This is a genomic window from Devosia limi DSM 17137 (genome assembly GCF_900128975.1).
Taxonomy (GTDB): domain Bacteria; phylum Pseudomonadota; class Alphaproteobacteria; order Rhizobiales; family Devosiaceae; genus Devosia; species Devosia limi.
Genome location: NZ_FQVC01000006.1, coordinates 96,956 through 114,722, shown reverse-complemented (window position 1 = coordinate 114,722; position 17,767 = coordinate 96,956). Strand labels below are relative to the sequence as shown.

Here is a 17,767-nt window from a genome sequence, read left to right as displayed (position 1 = left end):
CCCCGTGGGTGAGGCGTCCTACCGATACCCAGCGGCTTGCAGCTCGAACAGCTCGGCATAATGCCCGTGCAGCGCCAGGAGCTCGGCATGGCTGCCCGCCTCGATGATCTTGCCGCCATCCAGCACGATGATCCGGTCGGCCATGCGCACGGTCGAAAAGCGGTGCGAGATGATCACCGCCGTCTTGCCCGTGGCCAGGCTCTTGAACCGCGCGAAAACCTCGGCTTCGGCCTTGGCGTCGAGCGCCGCCGTCGGCTCGTCGAGGATGATCAGGTCGGCATCGCGCATATAGGCGCGGGCAATCGCCACCTTCTGCCATTCGCCCCCCGACAGGTCGCGTCCCTTGTTGAACAGACGCCCGAGCGGTTGCTCATAGCGTAGCGGCAGCCGCTCGATGACCGCATCGGCAAGGCTGCTTTTCGCCGCATCCTCGATGCGCATACGGTCGCCACGATCCTCGATCCGGCCCACCCCGATATTCTCGGCGGCGGTCAGGCTATAGCGGATGAAATCCTGGAAGATCACCCCGATATGGGCGTGAATGTCCTCGATCTCAATATCGCGCAGGTCCGTGCCATCGACGGTTATGCGCCCCTCATCGGGGTCGTATAGCCGGGTCAGAAGCTTGACGATCGTGGTCTTGCCCGCCCCGTTCTCGCCGACCAGCGCCAGTGTCTCCCCGGCCTTGAGGGTGAAGCTCAGCCCGCGAATGGCCCAATTGTCGGTCTCGGGATAGCGGAAGCCCACATTGTCGAAGACGATGCCGTCGCGGATCGGCTGCGGAAACGGTTTGGGATTGGCCGGCGGCAGGATGGCCGGCTGGATTTCAAAGAACGAGAACAGATCGTCCAGATAGAGCGATTGTCCGGCAATCTGGGTGAAGCCCAGCAGGATCTTCTGGAACAGCCCATTCAGGCTCAGAAACGATCCGGCCAGAAACGTCAGGTCGCCGATGGAGAATTCCCCGGCAATGGTGCGCCAGACGATGAAGGCATAGGCCCCGTAATAGGCAAGCGTGGCGATGGCCGAAAACAGCGCGCCCCATTTCGCCCGCTGGATCGAGAGCTTGCGGTTTTCTTTGAAGATCGTCGTCGCCAGGGTGCGGAAGCGTTCGACCAGGAACGCGCTTAATCCGAACAGCTTGATTTCCTTGGCGGTCTCGGCGCTGGCGCCGATCTGGCGGATATATTCCAGCTGCCGGCGCTCGGGCGTCCGGCCACGGCTGAGATAATAGCTCAGCGTATTGAACCGGGTTTCCCCCCATATGGCCGGCACGAAGGACAGGGGCAGCAGCAGCACCAGCCAGGGGGCGAACACGAACAGGCCCGCCGCCAGCGTCACCACGGTAATCATGTCCTGCGCCTGCCCGAACATCTGGCTGAGCAGCGCATTGCGGCCCGAAGCCTGCCGCCGCGCCCGCTCCAGCCGGTCCTGATACTCCGCCGATTCGAAATGGCGCAGGTCCAGCCGCGCCGCATGTGCCATCAGTTCCACGCTGACCGTGTTGGAATGCAGTTCTCCCAACACCGCATCGACAAGGCTGGTGGCCCGCGCCAGCAGGTCGCTGACAATCACCAGCCCGAATTCCAGTGCCAGCAGGATGGCGACGGTATTGAGCTTGCCCTCGGCCCACCATTGGGCAAAGTCATGGCTGCCCCCGGTCTGGCCGGACAGGCGCACCACTTCATCGATGATCAGCTTGGCGACGAACAGCGTTGCCACCGGCTGCAGGGCACGGACCAGCCGCAGCCCGATACTGGCCGCGGTCAGCCAGCGGCTGGTGCGCCAGATCTGGGCAACAAGCCGGCCGAGATGGCGCAGATTGTTCAGGCGGTCACGAAAGGAGGCATTGGGTTCGGCGGGGCGGGGGCGAGTGTCGGTCGTGGTCATGGGCCATGATAGCTGGGGCGCCAGGCGCCGGGAAGGGTGCCCGCTCGCCCGGGAGCGGGGATGAAGTGATTTTGCCGGGGCAACCTGTCGAAATCGACGCGGCTCGAACGTCGTTGAACCGGAACGGCGCTGACACGTTCCCCATCATCATCGAGGAGGACCATTCCATGCTCAAAGACAAGGATTCTGCCGCCATCGTCGCCGTTCGCGACCTGGCCCGTGCCCATGATTTCTATGGCGGCAAGCTCGGGCTCGAGCGGGTCTCGGGCGATGACAACGTCGCCCAATACAAGACCGGCAACACGGTGGTTGTCGTCTATAAGTCGGATCACGCCGGCACCAATCAGGCCAATGCCGTGGTCTGGGGCGCCGGCGATGAGATCGACGCCATCGTCGCCGATCTCCGCAGCAAGGGCGTCGCTTTCGAGCATTATCCCGAGACAGGCATGGATTACCGGGACGGCATCCACTCCAGCGGCGGGTTCAAGGCCGTCTGGTTCAAGGATCCGGACGGCAATATCCTGCATATCAACAGCATGTAGACGTCAGGCCTGCCTCAGGGCAGCCTGCGCAGGAACTGGGTCAGGTCTTCGGTGACGTGGTGCACATGAGGGCCGGCGGCCCGGCCCAGCTCCCAGGCGTCCACCTGTTCATGGGCATAATCTTCGCCCGCCACCACCTGAACGGTCACCATGCCGGTCTCGTGCGGCACGAGCAGGTTTTTTTCCAGGTCGTCAAACATCACCGCCCGGGTCGGATCGATCCCGTGCAGCGCAAAGAAACCGTCATAGGCCGCCTTGTGCGGCTTGGGCACATAGGTCATGGCGCGGATGTCGTGGACATGCTCGAACAGGTCGTCGCCGCCCAGTCGGGTCAGCACATTGCGGGCATGGCCGGTATCGCCATTGGTCAGGATGAACTTGCGGCCGGGCAGGGCGCGGATCGCCGCCACCAGGTCGGGATGAGCGTCTACGGGCGAATAGTCGATGGCGTGGACGGTGTTGAGGAAGTCATCCGGATCGACCTGGTGCCGACTCATCAGCCCGTTCAGCGTCGTGCCGAAATCGCGGTAATAGGTCTTCTGCAGCGCCCGCGCTGCGGTGAAATCCAGCTGCGTCAGGCTCATCACGTAATGAGTGATGCGGATATCGATCTGGGCGAACAGGTTGCACTGGCGCGGATAGAGGGTGTTGTCGAGATCGAACACCCATTCGGTCACATGCGACAGGCTGCGGCTGGTCTTTGGCATAAGGTCATTCATGGTCCGACCATGCCAGAAATTCTTGAAGGTTTCATCTAACAGATGTGGGAAGGGCGGCGCGCCATTGCGAGCCGCCCTCAATATCTTGTGTCAGACCTAGTCTGCTGCCGTGTTGGCAGTGATCGCCAGGCCCAGCGCCGAGATCAGCCCGGCCGGGTTGGAAGCGGCGGCTGTCAGCACCAGCAGGGTGGTCGGCGACGCCGGCTGCAATTTGATTTCCAGGCTCTGCGGATCGTCGAGGAAGGCCGAAACCGGCGGCACGACCAGATCGTTCAGCGCGGGAACGCCAGTGCCGGCCAGCATGGCCGGCAGCATGGCCTTGAGCCCCTCGACGAACTGGACGCGCTCGATGCCCTGCTGTTCGGCGAAGAAGTCGAGCAGGCGCCCTGCCAGCGACGCGTCGTCATAGCGCACCGATGCACCAACCAGCGAAATGCCCTGCAGCATTTCCATGCCGGCCATCATCTGGGCGGCCTGGGCTTCGCTGCTGGCGGGCTCGCTGGCCATTGCCTGCGCCTGCATGGCATAGAGCTTGTCGAGCATGGCGGGGGTCACGCCGGTCACGTCAGCGACCAGGTTGAGTGCACCCAACTCGTCGAAGTCGAACAGGAATTCATCCATGACCAGATGGCCGTCGGCCATCGACCAGTTCAGCGACTGGGTGATGTCGCCCGAAATCGTGCTGAGGCCGAGGCCGTCGATGATGGCGCCCGCCTCGGCGTCCTCTTCCTTGACTGTCGACAGGTCGAGCCACAGGCCATTGATGGTGAGCTGCGAGCTGAGATCGGTCAGGGCTTCGGTGCCCTGTTCGGGGGTGAAGCTGCTGCCGGCCTGCATCGATTCGATGCTGAGGAACTTGGCGCCGTCGCGCGTGACAGTCAGCGGGCCGGTGCTCATCGTCCCAACCAGCTGGAGCATGGCCAGCGCGCTGACCGTGTCGCCACCGGGCACATACAGATCCTCAACCAGAATATCGCTGAGTGTCACGCGACCGCTGGGCTCGGCTTCGATCTCGGTGTCGATGTCGGGAAGGGTCAGGCTCTCGGCGGTATAGCCGCCATCGGGCAGCTCGACGACGCCATTGAAGGTCAGTTCGGTGTCAAAGGTCAGCGGCTCGCCGAATTCGGGTACATTGTTGAAGCCAACGGTCACGCCATCGACGGTCACCGTGTCGCCATCCAGCGTGGCCGGGCCAAAGGTGAAGTCATAGCCGACCTGGCCATAGACATCGGTCACCCGGTCGATGAAAGCCTGGGCGTCCAGCGCCATGGCGGGCTGCATCAACGCAGCGGTGGCAACACCAGCCAGCAGGGTCAGGCGGGTGCGTTTCGAGGTCCTCATTGTCGTCTCCGGCATTATGGTGATCTGTGTGTCGGGCAGGCGGTTGGACTGTTGACCTGGCACATGGCCCAGACATTTGCCTTGGCACATGCTCCGGTCATTTGACTTGGCACATGGCCCGGTCATTTGACTTGGCAAATGGCCCGGCCAGGCTCGCAATGCAAGAGCGTGGGGTCCAAATTGCCCCGCACCCTCAATCGAAAGTGAATCCCGGCACAATAAACGACGCAATGATGACGCTGGCGTGTCCTAAACCGTTTCGGCGTCAAGGAATTGTCGATAGGCCGGATTGTCGGTTTCGTCCCAGAAGGGAAAGCCGATGGCTTCAAGATGGGCGATGAACTGGCCGCTCTCGGCGGGTGGCACCTGGATGCCCACCAGCACCCGGCCATAATCGGCGCCGTGATTGCGGTAATGGAACAGCGAAATATTCCAGCCGTCATGCAGGCCTTCGAGAAAGCGCAGCAAGGCGCCGGGCCGCTCGGGGAACTGGAAACGATAGACCAGCTCATCGCCGAGATCGGCGACGCGCCCGCCCACCATGTAGCGGACATGCAGCTTGGCGACTTCATTGTCGGTCATGTCGATGACCGCATGGCCGTGCTGCTCCAGCATGGTGATGATGTGCTGCTTTTCCGCTTCCCCCTGGGTCAGCTTGATGCCGACAAAAATGCGCGCCGAGGCACCGGGGGCATAGCGATAATTGAACTCGGAGATCGATCGATTGCCCAATAGCTGGATAAAGGCGCGATAGCTGCCGGGCTGTTCGGGAATGGTCACCGCCAGCAGCATTTCGGCGCGCTCGCCGATCTCGGCCCGCTCTGCCACATAGCGCAGCCGGTCGAAATTGACATTGGCGCCCGAATTGATGGCGATCAGCGCGCCCTCCGGGACCTCGCCGCGCTCCACCTGCCGGCGCAGCCCGGCCAGCGCCAGCGCTCCGGCGGGTTCGGCAATGGCGCGCGTGTCGTCAAAGATGTCCTTGATCGCGGCGCAGATTTCGTCGGCCGACACCGTGACGATGTCGTCCAGCAATTCACTGCATAGCCGGAACGTCTCGGTTCCCACCTGGCGCACGGCCACGCCATCGGCAAACAGCCCCACCTGGTCCAGCGGCACCGGATGGCCCGCCGCAATGGCGGCCTTCATGCTGGCGGCTTCTTCCGGCTCGACGCCGATCACCTTGATGTCCGGGCGCAGGAACTTGACGAAGGCAGCAATGCCGGCTGCCAGGCCGCCGCCGCCCACGGGCACATAGATTGCGCCAATCGGGCCGGGATGCTGGCGCAGCAATTCCATGCCGATCGTGCCCTGGCCGGCAATGACATCGGGATCGTCGAACGGATGCACCATGACATAGCCATGCTGCTCGGCCAGCTCGACCGCATGGCCGCGGGCCGCATCGAACCCCTCGCCATGCAGCACCACTTCGCCGCCCAGCCGGCGCACCGCGCCCACCTTGATCGCCGGGGTCGTTGTCGGCATCACCACCACGGCCCGAACACCCAGCCGCGCCGCCGACAGCGCCACGCCCTGTGCGTGATTGCCGGCCGAGGCGCAGATCACGCCCCGCGCCCGCTCCGCCGTGGTCAATTGGGCAATGCGGTTATGGGCGCCGCGAATCTTGAACGAGAACACCGGTTGCAGATCTTCACGCTTGAGCAGCACATCCACGCCCAGCCGCCCGGACAGCAGCTTCATGGGCTCGAGCGGCGTTTCCTGCGCCACTTCATAAACCGATGACGTCAATATGCGGCGGACATAGTCCTGCATCCGATCAATCCTGAAATCATTGCCCTTGCCGGTTCCGCCGGCCCGGTTTGAGATCGCTGCAAACCGCCTGCGCCGTCAACCGCTTTCACGCGCTTGCGCGGTTCTGCCACCCATGCGCCCATCGCCGATTTGTCATCAATCAATCACTTGATTGAGAAACAGGCCTGCGCTACACCGCCACCGCGCAACTGGCAGGTCTTCATGTCCGACATCAGTACCATCAGCCGCCGCGAAAGCGGCGAGGATCGCCGCCGCTCGATTGCCCTGGCCGCGCGGACGCTGATTGCCGAAAAGGGCCTCGAAGGACTGCGCACCCGCGACATCGCCCAGCGCGTCGGCATCAATATCGCCACGCTGCATTATCACGTCCCGACCAAGGAAGCCCTGGTCGCCCTGGTGGCCGAAAGCCTCCGCGACGATTTCCAGGCCCAGGCCCAGCGTCATCCGCGCACCGGCAAGTCCGGGCTGGAGCAATTGCGCCTGGAGTTTGCCGATTTCCGCGAAACCGTCACCGACACACCCGAAATGATCGTCGTCCTGCCCAATCTGTTCGAGCGGGCCCGCCGCGATCCAGCCATCGGGGCCATCGTGCTGCCGCTCTACGATTACTGGCGCCAGCAATTCACCGACATTTTCACCCTTGGCATCGCCGATGGCTCCTTCCGCCGCAATGTCGATCCCGCTGCCGCCGCCTGTATCGTCACCGGCGCCCTCAGTGACCACTGGCGCGGCTGGACAGACTTCCGGGCCTCGCTCGACGCCCTCATCGCCGAACTTGAGCGTGCCTTTATCCGCAATTTGACTGACTAAGGACCCCAGCATGAATTCCCCATCCATGCCGCCAGCCGGCCCCGACATGGCCGATCCGCGCCGCTGGCCAGCGCTGTTCGTGCTGCTGATCGCCAATTTCATGAACCTGATCGATGTGACCATCGTCAATGTCGCGCTGCCCTCGATGCGCGATGGGCTGGGCGCCACCGATAGCCAGATCGAATGGGTCGTCGCCGCCTATGTGCTGGCCTTTGCGCTGGGCCTGCTGCCCTTCGGCCGCCTCGGCGATATTGTTGGCCGCACCCATATGTTCCTCTGGGGCGTCGCCGGCTTCACCATCGCCTCGGCGCTGTGCGGCCTCTCGCCCAATATTGAAACCCTGATCGTCGCCCGGATCATCCAGGGCCTGGCCGGCGCCATGATGACGCCGCAGGTGCTGGCCATCGCCACCGTCACCTTCCCGCCCCATGAACGCGGCCAGGCCTTTTCGCTGTTCGGCCTCTCTGCCGGCCTCGCCTCGGTCTGTGGTCCCATTCTGGGCGGCCTGCTGATCTCGGCCCAATTGTTCGGCATGGACTGGCAGCCGATCTTCCTCGTCAACATTCCCGTCGGCATTGCCGCCATCATCGCCGGCTATTTCCTCATTCCGCGCCTGCCCGGCCATGCCACGCTCAAGAACGACTATGTCGGCATTGCCCTGTTCGGCCTCGGCATTATCTGCGTCGTCTTCCCCATCATCGAGGGCCGCGCCTATGGCTGGCCGCTCTGGGCCTTTGCCATGATGGCCTCCGGCCTCGTGCTGCTGGTTGGCTTCGGATTGTGGACCCGCGCCCGGGCCAGGGCCGGCCTGCCGCAATTGCTCAATTTCGACCTGATCACCAACCGCGATTTCATGTTTGGCGCCTTCGTCATCACCGTCTTTGCCTCGGGCATTCCCGGCTTTTTCATGGTGATCTCGATCCTGCTGCAATCGGGCTTCGGCTTCACCCCGCTTGAATCGGGCCTCACCAATACGCCCTTCTCGGTGGGCGTGCTGATCGCCTCCTTCATCGCCGGCAAGCTGGGCTCCAATTTCCTGCGCGGCCGCCTCGCAGTCGCCGGCGCCCTGCTCTCGGGCGGCATTGCCACCCTGCATTTCATTATCGCCGGGGCTGGCGACAGCATCGATCACTGGACCTTCCTGCCGCCGCTGCTGATCGCCGGTATTGGCCTGGGCCTGGGCTTCTCGTCGCTGTTCCAGCTGGTGCTGCGCAATGTGCCCCATCGCGATGCCGGTGCTGGCTCGGGCGCGCTGCAGGCCTTTCAGCAGGTCGGTGGTGCGCTCGGCATTGCCCTGGTTGGCCAGATGTTCTTTGGCGCGGTGGCGGCCGGCTTTGCCTCCGGCAATGCGCCTCATGTCGTGTTTGCCGAGGCGGCCAGCTACGCGCTCTGGTACCAGGTGGGCAGTTTCCTGCTGGTGCTGCTGATGGTGCCCTTCTTCAAGAAGGGTGGAGGTCAGCGCCAGGGCGCGCCGGCCCAGCCGGTCATCGTCGAAGCCTGAACAAAAAGGCCGCCCTCGGGGGCGGCCTTTGCATTTGATGATGGTCAGCGCCTCAGCGCACGATCAGCGTGCCGGCGCCGAATTCGGTGAACAGCTCCACCAGCACCACATGCGGCATCTTGCCATTGAGGATCACCACGCCCTCGACGCCGTTTTCCAGCGCTTCCAGGCACGTCTCGACCTTGGGGATCATGCCGCCCGAAATCGTGCCATCGGCAATCAGCGCCTTGGCTTCGCGCACCGACAGTTCCGGCAGCAGCTTGCCATTCTTGTCGAGCACGCCCGGCACGTCGGTCAGAAACAGCAGGCGCTTGGCGCCGAGCGAGCCGGCAATGGCGCCGGCAAAGGTATCGGCATTGATATTGTAGGTCGCGCCATCGCGGCCTGGGGCCACCGGGGCGATCACCGGGATCATCTCGGAACGCGCCAGCAGGTCCAGCAGCGTGCGATCGACTTCCACCGGTTCGCCCACAAAGCCCAGATCGAGCACGCGCTCGATATTGGACGTCGGATCGATGACGCGCTTTTCGGCCTTCCGGGCGAAGACCATGTTGCCGTCCTTGCCGCACAGGCCAATCGCCCATTCGCCTTCGGCATTGATCAGCGCGACGATCTCCTTGTTGATCGAACCGGCCAGCACCATTTCGACGATTTCCATCGTCCGCCGGTCGGTGACGCGCAACCCGCTCTCGAATTTTGATTCGATGCCCAGCTTGGTCAGCATCGAGGCAATCTGCGGCCCGCCGCCATGCACCACGATCGGATTAACCTTGGACTGCTTGAGCAGGGCGATATCGCGGGCAAACGCCTGCCCCAGGGCGGCATCGCCCATGGCATGGCCGCCATATTTCACCACAACGGTCTTGCCCTCATAGCGCTGCATATAGGGCAGGGCCTGGGCCAGAATTCCCGCATCGTGGGAGAAGCGGTCGGTCGAATTGGTTGGTTCACTCATGGACGGACCCATTCCCTTGGCAAAGCGGCACTAAAAAGACCGCAACCGCTCTAGAACATGATCCCGCAAAGGGAAAGGTGGTTTTCATTTATGGCGGTGGGCAAATGAAACTGTTTCTGCACTGTTGCCTTATAGCTTATGCGCCACGGACGTGACGATTGATCCATTTGGGTCCGCCCAGCGTAGTCGGCATATACAGGACCGGGGATAGCCACGGCCAGGGAGGCGCGCTAGAATCATGTCCATGCAGAGCCCGAGTCAGGATATCGCCGATCTCATCGCCCGCTGTGCGCTGCGTGATCGAGCGGCTTTCCGTTCCCTTTATGAGCGCACCAGCGCGAAACTATTCGGCGTCACCCTGCGTATCTTGAGAGACCGCTCCGAAGCCGAAGAGGCGATTCAGGAAGTCTATGTCAAAATCTGGCAACGCGCCGACCGCTATGTGGCGGGTGGCACCAGCCCGATCAGCTGGCTGGTGGCCGTGGCGCGCAACCACTCGCTTGATATTCTGCGCGCCCGCCGCCCGGTATCGGACGATATCGACGTGGCGCTGGAAATTCCCGATGCGGGCCCAACGCCGGAACGGGCGACCGAGGACAGCCAGGAGCGGTCACGGATCGATACCTGCCTGGCAACGCTGGAGCCCGACCGGGCCGAGGCGGTGCGCGGTGCCTATCTCGATGGCTATAGCTATGACGAGTTGGCGCAGCGCTTTGAAGTGCCGTTGAATACAATGCGAACCTGGCTGCGCCGCAGCCTGATCAAACTCAGAGAGTGTCTGACCGCATGACGAGCAGCGACCATAGCGACGATCCGAGCGGCGGGCAGAATGCCCTTGTTGCCGAATACGTCCTCGGCCTGCTCGACAGCGCCGAGCATCAACGCGTTGGCCGCCTGATCGAGGCCGATCCGGCCCTGCGCGCCGAGCGCGATTTCTGGGTGAACCGCTTCGCTGCCCTCAATACCCAGTTCGAGGAGGTTGCCGTCCCCGGCCATCTCCTGGCCCGCATCGAAGCCCGCGCCTTTGGTGATGCAGCCAAGCCCGCCCCGGCGCGCCTGTGGGATAGTCTCATGCTCTGGCGCAGCGTCGCCGCCGGTGCGCTGGCCGTTGCCGTCGTCGCTGTCGGCTTCAGCGCCTTCCAGCCAACTCCCACCTCCTCGGCCCTGGCCGTCCAGCTGGTCGCCGCGCTCGAGCAAGAGGGCAGCGACGTCAAGTTTGTCGCGCTCTATGACGGCGCCACCGGCATGGTCCGCCTGACCGCCCTGTCGGGTGAAGCCATCCCCGACCGCGATTTTGAACTCTGGGCCATCCAGGGCGACAACAAGCCGGTATCGATGGGCGTGATCCCGGTCAATGCCCGCAGCGCAATCGGCCTGTCCCCTGAAATCGCCGCCGGCTGGGGCGAAGGCTCCATCCTTGCCATCACCCTTGAACCCAAGGGTGGCGCCCCCGATGGCGACCCCACCGGTCCCGTCGTCGCCAAGGGCGCCGTCACGCCAATCTAGGCACGCGCCTGTCGGCGCACCTGGCACCACATCACCCCACCCACCACGTCATCCCGGCGAAAGCCGGGATCCAGTTTCCTTTGCCAGTCCCCAAACCGGCCCCCAGCTTCCGCCGGGGTGACGCTGCGTCTTCTGATGCATTGCGCCACCGACCCCCACAAGCGCTGCATCCGTTGAGCGTGGGCTCCCCTCCCCCTTGAGGGGAGGGGTTGGGGGTGGGGGTGCTGAGGTGTGCGCTTCTCTTTGGTGCCCACGCGCCAATCCCCCCATCCCTCCATCCCCGCCCCCTCAGTCATCTCCCTCCCCCTTGCGGGGCTTCCAAGCGACCCGAAGGGACAAATCGTTCCAGTGGAGCGATTTGAGCGCGGAAGGCCATGAGAGCTGTGCTCGAATGGCTGGCAAAGGTGGGAGTTCTGCGCCCTCCACAAACGTTGCGTCCGTTGAGCGTGGGCTCCCCTCCCCCTTGAGGGGAGGGGTTGGGGGTGGGGGTGCTGAGGTGTGCGCTTCTCTTTGGTGCCCACGCGCCAATCCCCCCATCCCTCCATCCCCGCCCCCTCAGTCATCTCCCTCCCCCTTGAGGGGAGGGATCAAGGGTGGGGGTGCTGCGCCCTCCGCCAAAGCCGGCGTCTGTTGAACCCTCAGCACCCCCACCCCCAACCCCTCCCCTCAAGGGGGAGGGGAGCCCACTCCGTGTGCCCACGCACCAATCCTCCCATCCCTCCACCCCCCACCGCGCTGCCCACGGGCCTGACCCGTGGGCCACTCTCCCCACGGCACGCGCTGGCACTGCCCCCCACACCCGCCCCAGCCCCAGTGGCCGGACTAAAAAACCCCGGAATGGACGGGCATACAGCACATCCCACCAAAACTTATCCCCGCCCCACCGTTCCACCCCCATACTCACCCCACTACTGCCACAACACTTGCGGGGCCGCGCGAAACGGTCCGTGGGGAGCAGATGGGAGAGGGGGGATTTCGCCTCCCCTTGGGTCCAGGCTTTGTGCATCCGCCTAAGCTCAAAAGGTGGGTCCTTGGCTCGTTCCAGAAAACCCATGGCATGCGGCGAGGCGGTGTCTCGCATATTACTAAACTCATGAGGCCCGTCTCGCCGCATGTATCGCAATCTGTAACCGCCGCAATTGCCGGGCGGCGCCTGCGCGCGCTCAGCGGCGCCTGCGCGCCTCAGCGACGCCTGCGCGCGGTAGCGGCGCCTGCGCTCGCCCTGCATTTTTTATCACGACCTTTTGAAACTGCCTGAAACTCTTTCGTCCGGCGTTCCGTATCTCTCATTGTCCCAGCCGAACATGGGAACGAAACACAGGAAGGAACAACCTCAATGACTTTCTCTCTCCGTACCCTCACCCTCGCTGCCATGCTCACCGTCGGCTCGATCTCCGGCGCTGCCGTCTACGCCCAGGACAACCCTATGGTTGGCGGCGCTGCCATGTTCGCCGACAAGAACATCATCGAAAACGCCGTCAATTCGGCTGACCACACCACGCTCGTTGCCGCCGTCAAGGCCGCCGGCCTGGTCGATACCCTGTCGGGCGCAGGCCCCTTCACCGTTCTGGCTCCGACCAATGAAGCCTTCGCCGCTCTGCCGGCTGGCACGGTCGAAACGCTGCTGAAGCCCGAAAACAAGGAAATGCTGTCCACCATCCTGGCCTGCCATGTGATTGCGGCCAAGGCGCTCTCCACCGACATCGTCGGCATGGTTGAAGCCGATGGCGGCAAGCATGTCGTCGACACCGTTGGCGGCTGCAAGCTGACCCTGGAAGCCGCGGACGGCAAGGTCACCGTGACTGACGAAAATGGCACTGTCGCCAATGTCACCATCGCCGACGTGATCCAGTCCAATGGCGTCATCCACGTCATCGACGCCGTGCTGACCCCCAAGTCGGCAATGTAATACGACGATCCGTTACGGCGCCCGCTGGCGCCCCCGAGAGCGCGGGAAAGGTCCGACATCGGTCCTGCGCTCTCACCAAATTTTGACAGGCCAGACGCCCTTCCCGGGCTGGAACCTGGCCTCGCTGCCCCGGACGCGTGATATACTCCTCCCGGTATCACGCGGCGGGGCAGCGCCGTCCAAGGAGTCGATCATGAGCATCAATCGCCGCAATCTGCTGTTGGGTGGTACGGCCGTCGCCGCCTTCGGGCTGTATGCCATCGCCCGCCCGATGAATGCGCCCTTGGCCGCCGAGGGCAATTTTGCCGTCACGCTCAGCGACGCCGAATGGAAAGCCAGGCTCGATCCGGCTGCCTATGACGTGTTGCGCCATGAAGGCACCGAGCGCCCCTTCACCTCGCCCCTCAACGATGAGCATCGCGCCGGCACCTTCCTCTGCGCCGGCTGTGACCAGCCGCTATTCGTCTCCGAAACCAAATTCGATAGCGGCACCGGCTGGCCGAGCTTCTATACCTTTATCGATGGCGCCCTGGGCACCACCATCGACAATTCCTTGTTCATGACCCGCACCGAAGTGCACTGCAGCCGCTGCGGTGGTCATCAGGGCCATGTCTTCGAGGATGGCCCGCCGCCAACGGGCCTGCGCTATTGCATCAATGGCGTGGCGCTAAAATTCGCGCCGACCACGGCCTAGTCGGATTGCCCAGTTGAATTGGGATGCCCTTTGCCGCTATGCGAAGGGCATCGGCATTTCTGGCTGCGGATTTCATGAAACTCACCATTATCCAGACCGGCGAACTCGGACAGCCCCTGCTCAACCGGTTCGGGCCCTATGCCAGGATGTTCGAACGCATGTTCGATGCGACGGGGCAGGGCTTCAGTTACGAGGCGGTGCGGGTCTTCGAGGGGGAGCCATTCCCCGATGCGGGGGCGCTCGAGGGCATCGTCATCACCGGCTCCGCCGCCGGCGTCTATGAAGACCATGCCTGGCTCGAACCGCTCCGCCGCTTCATCCGCGGCGCCTATGCCGACCGCACCCCGATGCTGGGCGTCTGCTTCGGCCACCAGATCATGGCCGACGCACTGGGTGGCGATGTCCGCAAGTCCGACAAGGGCTGGGGTCTGGGCCGGCACACCTATGGGGTTACCCATCGCCCCGGCTACATGAGCGCCGCCCCTGCGGCATTGTCGATTGCCTGCTCGCATCAGGACCAGGTCATCGTGCCGCCGGCCGAAGCCGAGGTGATCCTGGCCTCGGACTTCACGCCCAATGCAGGTCTGGTCTATCGCAATGGCGCGGCCCTGAGCTTCCAGCCGCATCCCGAATTTCTGGATGACTACACGCTGGCCCTGGCCGAGATGCGCCGCGGCAAGGCTTCCGACGACGTGGTCGAGACCGCACTGGCCTCGGTCGCCACCCCGTCTCACAGCGCCGATGTCGCCGGCTATATCGCCCAGTTCTTCAAGAACTGCTGATCAGGTTTCCAGCAGCTGCGCGATTTCGGCCCGCAGGTCGCGCAGTCCGTCGCCCTTGACGCTCGAGGTCAGGATAACGCGCGGATGTGCCGCCGGGCGCTTGGCGATCGCCGCCTGCGTCGCCGCGATTACGGCTTCGAGTTCCTTCTCGGACGGCTTGTCGGCCTTGGTCAGCACGACCTGGTAGCTCACCGCTGCCTTGTCGAGCTCGTTCATCACCGTCAGGTCATTGTCCTTGGGCCCATGGCGGCCATCGACCAGCACATAGACGCGGCGCAGCGTGGCGCGGCCGGTCAGATATTGGTGGATCAGCTTGGTCCAGGCCCGCACCTTGTCTTCGGGCGCCTTGGCATAGCCATAGCCGGGCATGTCGACGATGCGCAGGTTCTCGCTCTGGCTCTCGAAGATATTGAGCTCCTGTGTGCGCCCCGGCGTATTGGACGTGCGCGCCAGGCTGGATGTACCGCACAGCGCATTGATCAGGCTGGACTTGCCCACATTGGAGCGGCCGGCAAAGGCGATCTCGACCTTGTCCATCGGCGGCAGGTCGGCAATGCGCACGCAGCCCTTGGTAAACATGAAGGGGCGCGCAAACAGCAGGCGGCCTCTTTCGATGAGGTCGGGTGCGTAATCGAATGCGGTCATGGTCTTGCTCGTCTCAAAAATGAACTGCCCGCCGAAGCGTTCGGCGGGCAGTAGCATGGTTATTGGCTTTTGGCGATCAGGCCTTGGGCGTCTCTGCCGGCTTCGGCTTGCGCTTGAAGCTGTCCATGATGTTGCCGAACAGGTTCACCTCGGCGCCGTGCCGCTTCATGATGAACCACTGCTGGGTCACCGAGAGGGTGTTGTTCCAGGCCCAGTAGATCACCAGACCGGCGGGGAACGTGCCCAGCATGAAGGTGAAGATCACCGGCATCCAGTTGAAGATCATCGCCTGGGTCGGATCCGGTGGCGGCGGGTTGAGCTTCATCTGGACCCACATGGTGATGCCCATGATGACGGGCCAGACGCCCAGGTGCAGGAAGCCGCCGATGACCGGCATCACGGTCGGATCCCACGGGATCAGGCCGAACAGGGTGAAGATATTGGTCGGATCTGGTGCCGCCAGATCCTGGATCCAGCCGAAGAACGGCGCATGGCGCATTTCAAGGCTGATGAAGATGACGGTGTAGAGCGAGAAGAATACCGGGATCTGGATCAGGATCGGCCAGCAACCAGAGAGCGGATTGATCTTCTCGCGCTTGTAGAGCTCCATCATCGCCTGCTGCTGGGCGGGACGGTCTTCCTTGAAGCGCTCCTGGATCGACTTCATTTCCGGCTGCACGCGGCGCATGGCGGCCATCGACGCATAGGAGCGGCTGGCGAGCGGGAAGAAGATCGCCTTGACGATAACCGTCACGGCCAGGATTGCGAGACCGAAATTGCCCAGAACGCCATAGAGGAACGTCAGCAGGTGGAACATCGGCTTGGTGATGAAGTGCAACCAGCCCCAGTCGATCAGCAGCGACAGGCGATCGAAATTGTAGTCGCGCTCATAGGAGGAGATGACCGCTTCTTCCTTGGCGCCGGCGAACACGAAGCTTTCATGGCTCGCGGTGGCGCCCGGAGCGACCACAACCGGCGTCGTATCGACGAAGCTGGTCTGGTAGTCGTCAAGGCCATTGGTGTTCTTCCAGGAGAACTGTGCGTTGATCCCGGCGGTGGGCTCGGCCAGCACGGCAGTTGCCCAGTACTTGTCGGTAAAGCCGAGCCAGCCGCTGGTATTGTCGAAGCGCAGCAGCGGCTCGTTGTGCAGGTCGGTGTACTTCTTGGAGATCAGGTTGTTCGAACCCAGAACCCCGAGCGGACCCTCATGCTGGATGAAGAAATTGGCGACCTTGGGCGTGCCGTGACGGACGACGCGCGCATAGGGATACAGCGCGACTTCGGCAGCGCCCTGGTTCTCGACTGACTGGGTGACTGTGAACAGGTAGCGATCATCGACCGCAAAGGTGCGGCGGAAAATCTGGCCCTGGCCATTGTCATAAACCAGCGTGATCGGGGTTTCGGCGGTCAGCGTGGCGGTATCGCCTTCGACGGTCCAGACGCTCTGGCTATCGGGAACCGCGACTGCGGTGCCGGCGGCCGGGGTCCAGCCCTGCTCGACGAAATAGGCATTGGGGACGCCGGCAGGCGTCAGCAGCGTGATGATCGGCGAATTGGGATCAACCGTTTCGCGGTACATCTTGAGTTCAAGGTCGTCGATGCGCGCGCCGGTCAGGTTGATCGAGCCGGCGAGATCGGCGGTGTCGATCGGAATGCGCGGCGATGCGGCAATGGCCGCGGCGCGATCGGGGAAGGTCACGGCGCCACTGGCGGCAATCGGCGCGCCATCGGGTCCGGTCGTCGGAATGGCCAGCGACGCTTCGGCCTCGGCCTGCTGCTGGGCGATCACCGCCTGCTGCTGCGCGCGTTCGAGCTGGGGACCGGCAACGAGGAATTGCCAGCCGAACAGCACGAGCATGCTGAGGACGATGGCGATAATCACATTGCGGTTGTCTGTCATGGTCGAGTGTTCCGGTGGCCGGCGCGGCCGTGGGTGTTGGGCTTGTCAGGACTTTTGGGTGCATGCACGCGAGCGATGCACGTCGTCAAGTCTGCCACCAGCCGCGAGAAGGATTCGCCGAGCGCTTCGCGTCGGCCCACCAGCACATAGTCATGGCTGGGGTGAAAGTCATCAGCGCAAGCAGTCACAGCCGCGCGAAGACGCCGCTTTATGCGGTTGCGTTCGGGAGAATTGCCGGTTTTTTTGGTCACGGTGAAGCCGATACCGGGCGCTGCCTCGCTGCTGGCAATTGCCTGCAGCCCAAATGCAGAACGCCCGGCGCGATTGCCCCGGGCTGCTCGCAGAAACTGGGAGCGCTTGGTCAGCCGGCGCAAGGAGCGTTCGGTCTGATCCATGGCCGTCATCCGGCCAGACGGCCTTAGGCCGTGAGCTTCTTGCGGCCGTCGCGACGGCGCTTATTGATGATGGCACGACCGTCCTTGGTTGCCATGCGGGCACGGAAACCGTGACGGCGGGCACGCACGAGCTGGCTTGGCTGGTATGTACGCTTCATAACATCAAACCGCGCTCGGCACGGTTCCTCTTATTGGCTCTGCTTGCGCAAGAAAATATGTGACACACGTCGAGGCGGGCTCGGACGGTGCGGGTTGTCGGGGTCTATAGGGAAAAGCGCTGGGCAAGTCAACGCATCCCGGCGGCCAAATCAACGCCATCTGCGCCTTGTCCCCGGTCTTGGGCGTCTATCCTTGGCCTTGTATTTACCGGGGAACGCCGCGGGCGTTGTCTTCCCCGTTGGGCCG

The 17,767-nt window shown here is 63.4% G+C and carries 17 protein-coding genes; 8 read left to right on the top strand and 9 right to left on the bottom strand.

Annotated features, from left to right (window positions below; all coding sequences use genetic code 11):
* Positions 1–18 precede the first annotated feature (18 nt).
* Entirely contained in the window at positions 19–1,890 is a 1,872-nt protein-coding gene (locus BUA69_RS11160; RefSeq protein ID WP_046136539.1) for an ABC transporter ATP-binding protein, read from the bottom strand.
* 167 nt (positions 1,891–2,057) lie between these two features.
* Here BUA69_RS11160 and BUA69_RS11155 point away from each other — a divergent pair, with 167 nt between their 5' ends.
* Positions 2,058–2,432, top strand: a complete 375-nt coding sequence (locus BUA69_RS11155) for a VOC family protein (RefSeq protein WP_046136638.1) — start codon at positions 2,058–2,060, stop codon at positions 2,430–2,432.
* Positions 2,433–2,446: 14 nt separating this feature from the next.
* Here BUA69_RS11155 and BUA69_RS11150 read toward each other — a convergent pair whose 3' ends face one another.
* The 3 genes from BUA69_RS11150 to ilvA form a co-directional block, all read right to left on the bottom strand.
* Positions 2,447–3,139 (bottom strand): pyrimidine 5'-nucleotidase, encoded by a 693-nt coding sequence (locus tag BUA69_RS11150; RefSeq protein ID WP_046136637.1) that lies wholly within the window; start codon positions 3,137–3,139, stop codon positions 2,447–2,449.
* Between the two features lie 108 nt (positions 3,140–3,247).
* Positions 3,248–4,492: a hypothetical protein gene (locus tag BUA69_RS11145; RefSeq protein ID WP_046136538.1), complete on the bottom strand. Its 1,245-nt coding sequence runs from the start codon at positions 4,490–4,492 to the stop codon at positions 3,248–3,250.
* A gap of 249 nt (positions 4,493–4,741) precedes the next feature.
* Positions 4,742–6,265 (bottom strand): threonine ammonia-lyase, biosynthetic, encoded by a 1,524-nt coding sequence (gene ilvA, locus BUA69_RS11140; RefSeq protein WP_046136537.1) that lies wholly within the window; start codon positions 6,263–6,265, stop codon positions 4,742–4,744.
* 201 nt (positions 6,266–6,466) lie between these two features.
* Here ilvA and BUA69_RS11135 point away from each other — a divergent pair, with 201 nt between their 5' ends.
* Positions 6,467–7,075: a TetR/AcrR family transcriptional regulator gene (locus tag BUA69_RS11135; protein WP_052950711.1), complete on the top strand. Its 609-nt coding sequence runs from the start codon at positions 6,467–6,469 to the stop codon at positions 7,073–7,075.
* A gap of 10 nt (positions 7,076–7,085) precedes the next feature.
* Entirely contained in the window at positions 7,086–8,576 is a 1,491-nt protein-coding gene (locus tag BUA69_RS11130; RefSeq protein ID WP_169749462.1) for a DHA2 family efflux MFS transporter permease subunit, read from the top strand.
* Positions 8,577–8,628: 52 nt separating this feature from the next.
* On the opposite strand, the gene argB is transcribed toward BUA69_RS11130, so the two are convergent.
* Positions 8,629–9,531: an acetylglutamate kinase gene (argB, locus tag BUA69_RS11125; RefSeq protein ID WP_046136536.1), complete on the bottom strand. Its 903-nt coding sequence runs from the start codon at positions 9,529–9,531 to the stop codon at positions 8,629–8,631.
* 244 nt (positions 9,532–9,775) lie between these two features.
* On the opposite strand from argB, the gene BUA69_RS11120 reads away from it, so the two are divergent.
* The 5 genes from BUA69_RS11120 (at position 9,776) to BUA69_RS11095 (ending at position 14,422) form a co-directional block, all read left to right on the top strand.
* Positions 9,776–10,321 carry a sigma-70 family RNA polymerase sigma factor gene (locus tag BUA69_RS11120; protein ID WP_046136634.1) on the top strand — a complete coding sequence of 182 codons (546 nt, stop codon included), beginning with the start codon at positions 9,776–9,778 and terminating at the stop codon, positions 10,319–10,321.
* Complete coding sequence (locus tag BUA69_RS11115) at positions 10,318–11,037, top strand: anti-sigma factor (protein WP_052950710.1); 720 nt, start codon at positions 10,318–10,320, stop codon at positions 11,035–11,037. The genes BUA69_RS11120 and BUA69_RS11115 overlap by 4 nt, the downstream gene beginning before the upstream one ends.
* Before the next feature lie 1,336 nt (positions 11,038–12,373).
* A complete protein-coding gene (locus BUA69_RS11105) occupies positions 12,374–12,946 on the top strand; it encodes a fasciclin domain-containing protein (RefSeq protein ID WP_046136918.1) in 573 nt (190 codons plus the stop codon).
* Between the two features lie 199 nt (positions 12,947–13,145).
* Entirely contained in the window at positions 13,146–13,640 is a 495-nt protein-coding gene (msrB, locus tag BUA69_RS11100; protein WP_046136993.1) for a peptide-methionine (R)-S-oxide reductase MsrB, read from the top strand.
* Between the two features lie 74 nt (positions 13,641–13,714).
* Complete coding sequence (locus BUA69_RS11095) at positions 13,715–14,422, top strand: type 1 glutamine amidotransferase (protein ID WP_046136919.1); 708 nt, start codon at positions 13,715–13,717, stop codon at positions 14,420–14,422.
* Here the strand turns inward: BUA69_RS11095 and yihA are convergent, their stop codons facing one another.
* From yihA to rpmH, 4 genes are all read right to left on the bottom strand, one after another.
* Positions 14,423–15,067, bottom strand: a complete 645-nt coding sequence (yihA, locus tag BUA69_RS11090; protein WP_046136994.1) for a ribosome biogenesis GTP-binding protein YihA/YsxC — start codon at positions 15,065–15,067, stop codon at positions 14,423–14,425.
* A gap of 76 nt (positions 15,068–15,143) precedes the next feature.
* Positions 15,144–16,967 carry a membrane protein insertase YidC gene (gene yidC, locus BUA69_RS11085; protein WP_046136920.1) on the bottom strand — a complete coding sequence of 608 codons (1,824 nt, stop codon included), beginning with the start codon at positions 16,965–16,967 and terminating at the stop codon, positions 15,144–15,146.
* Positions 16,964–17,362, bottom strand: a complete 399-nt coding sequence (gene rnpA, locus BUA69_RS11080) for a ribonuclease P protein component (protein ID WP_052950760.1) — start codon at positions 17,360–17,362, stop codon at positions 16,964–16,966. The genes yidC and rnpA overlap by 4 nt, the downstream gene beginning before the upstream one ends.
* 23 nt (positions 17,363–17,385) lie before the next feature.
* Entirely contained in the window at positions 17,386–17,520 is a 135-nt protein-coding gene (gene rpmH / locus BUA69_RS11075; protein WP_046136922.1) for a 50S ribosomal protein L34, read from the bottom strand.
* Positions 17,521–17,767 lie beyond the last annotated feature (247 nt).

What these genes read in the sequence shown, in the direction of transcription:
- BUA69_RS11150 (WP_046136637.1), bottom strand. Translation starts at nt 3,139, where the DNA reads ATGCCAAAGACCAGCCGCAGCCTGTCGCATGTGACCGAATGGGTGTTC.
- BUA69_RS11155 (WP_046136638.1), top strand. Translation starts at nt 2,058, where the DNA reads ATGCTCAAAGACAAGGATTCTGCCGCCATCGTCGCCGTTCGCGACCTG.
- BUA69_RS11120 (WP_046136634.1), top strand. Translation starts at nt 9,776, where the DNA reads ATGCAGAGCCCGAGTCAGGATATCGCCGATCTCATCGCCCGCTGTGCG.
- BUA69_RS11160 (WP_046136539.1), bottom strand. Translation starts at nt 1,890, where the DNA reads ATGACCACGACCGACACTCGCCCCCGCCCCGCCGAACCCAATGCCTCC.
- BUA69_RS11145 (WP_046136538.1), bottom strand. Translation starts at nt 4,492, where the DNA reads ATGAGGACCTCGAAACGCACCCGCCTGACCCTGCTGGCTGGTGTTGCC.
- BUA69_RS11135 (WP_052950711.1), top strand. Translation starts at nt 6,467, where the DNA reads ATGTCCGACATCAGTACCATCAGCCGCCGCGAAAGCGGCGAGGATCGC.
- yidC (WP_046136920.1), bottom strand. Translation starts at nt 16,967, where the DNA reads ATGACAGACAACCGCAATGTGATTATCGCCATCGTCCTCAGCATGCTC.
- BUA69_RS11105 (WP_046136918.1), top strand. Translation starts at nt 12,374, where the DNA reads ATGACTTTCTCTCTCCGTACCCTCACCCTCGCTGCCATGCTCACCGTC.
- BUA69_RS11115 (WP_052950710.1), top strand. Translation starts at nt 10,318, where the DNA reads ATGACGAGCAGCGACCATAGCGACGATCCGAGCGGCGGGCAGAATGCC.
- rpmH (WP_046136922.1), bottom strand. Translation starts at nt 17,520, where the DNA reads ATGAAGCGTACATACCAGCCAAGCCAGCTCGTGCGTGCCCGCCGTCAC.
- argB (WP_046136536.1), bottom strand. Translation starts at nt 9,531, where the DNA reads ATGAGTGAACCAACCAATTCGACCGACCGCTTCTCCCACGATGCGGGA.
- ilvA (WP_046136537.1), bottom strand. Translation starts at nt 6,265, where the DNA reads ATGCAGGACTATGTCCGCCGCATATTGACGTCATCGGTTTATGAAGTG.
- BUA69_RS11130 (WP_169749462.1), top strand. Translation starts at nt 7,086, where the DNA reads ATGAATTCCCCATCCATGCCGCCAGCCGGCCCCGACATGGCCGATCCG.
- BUA69_RS11095 (WP_046136919.1), top strand. Translation starts at nt 13,715, where the DNA reads ATGAAACTCACCATTATCCAGACCGGCGAACTCGGACAGCCCCTGCTC.
- rnpA (WP_052950760.1), bottom strand. Translation starts at nt 17,362, where the DNA reads ATGGATCAGACCGAACGCTCCTTGCGCCGGCTGACCAAGCGCTCCCAG.
- yihA (WP_046136994.1), bottom strand. Translation starts at nt 15,067, where the DNA reads ATGACCGCATTCGATTACGCACCCGACCTCATCGAAAGAGGCCGCCTG.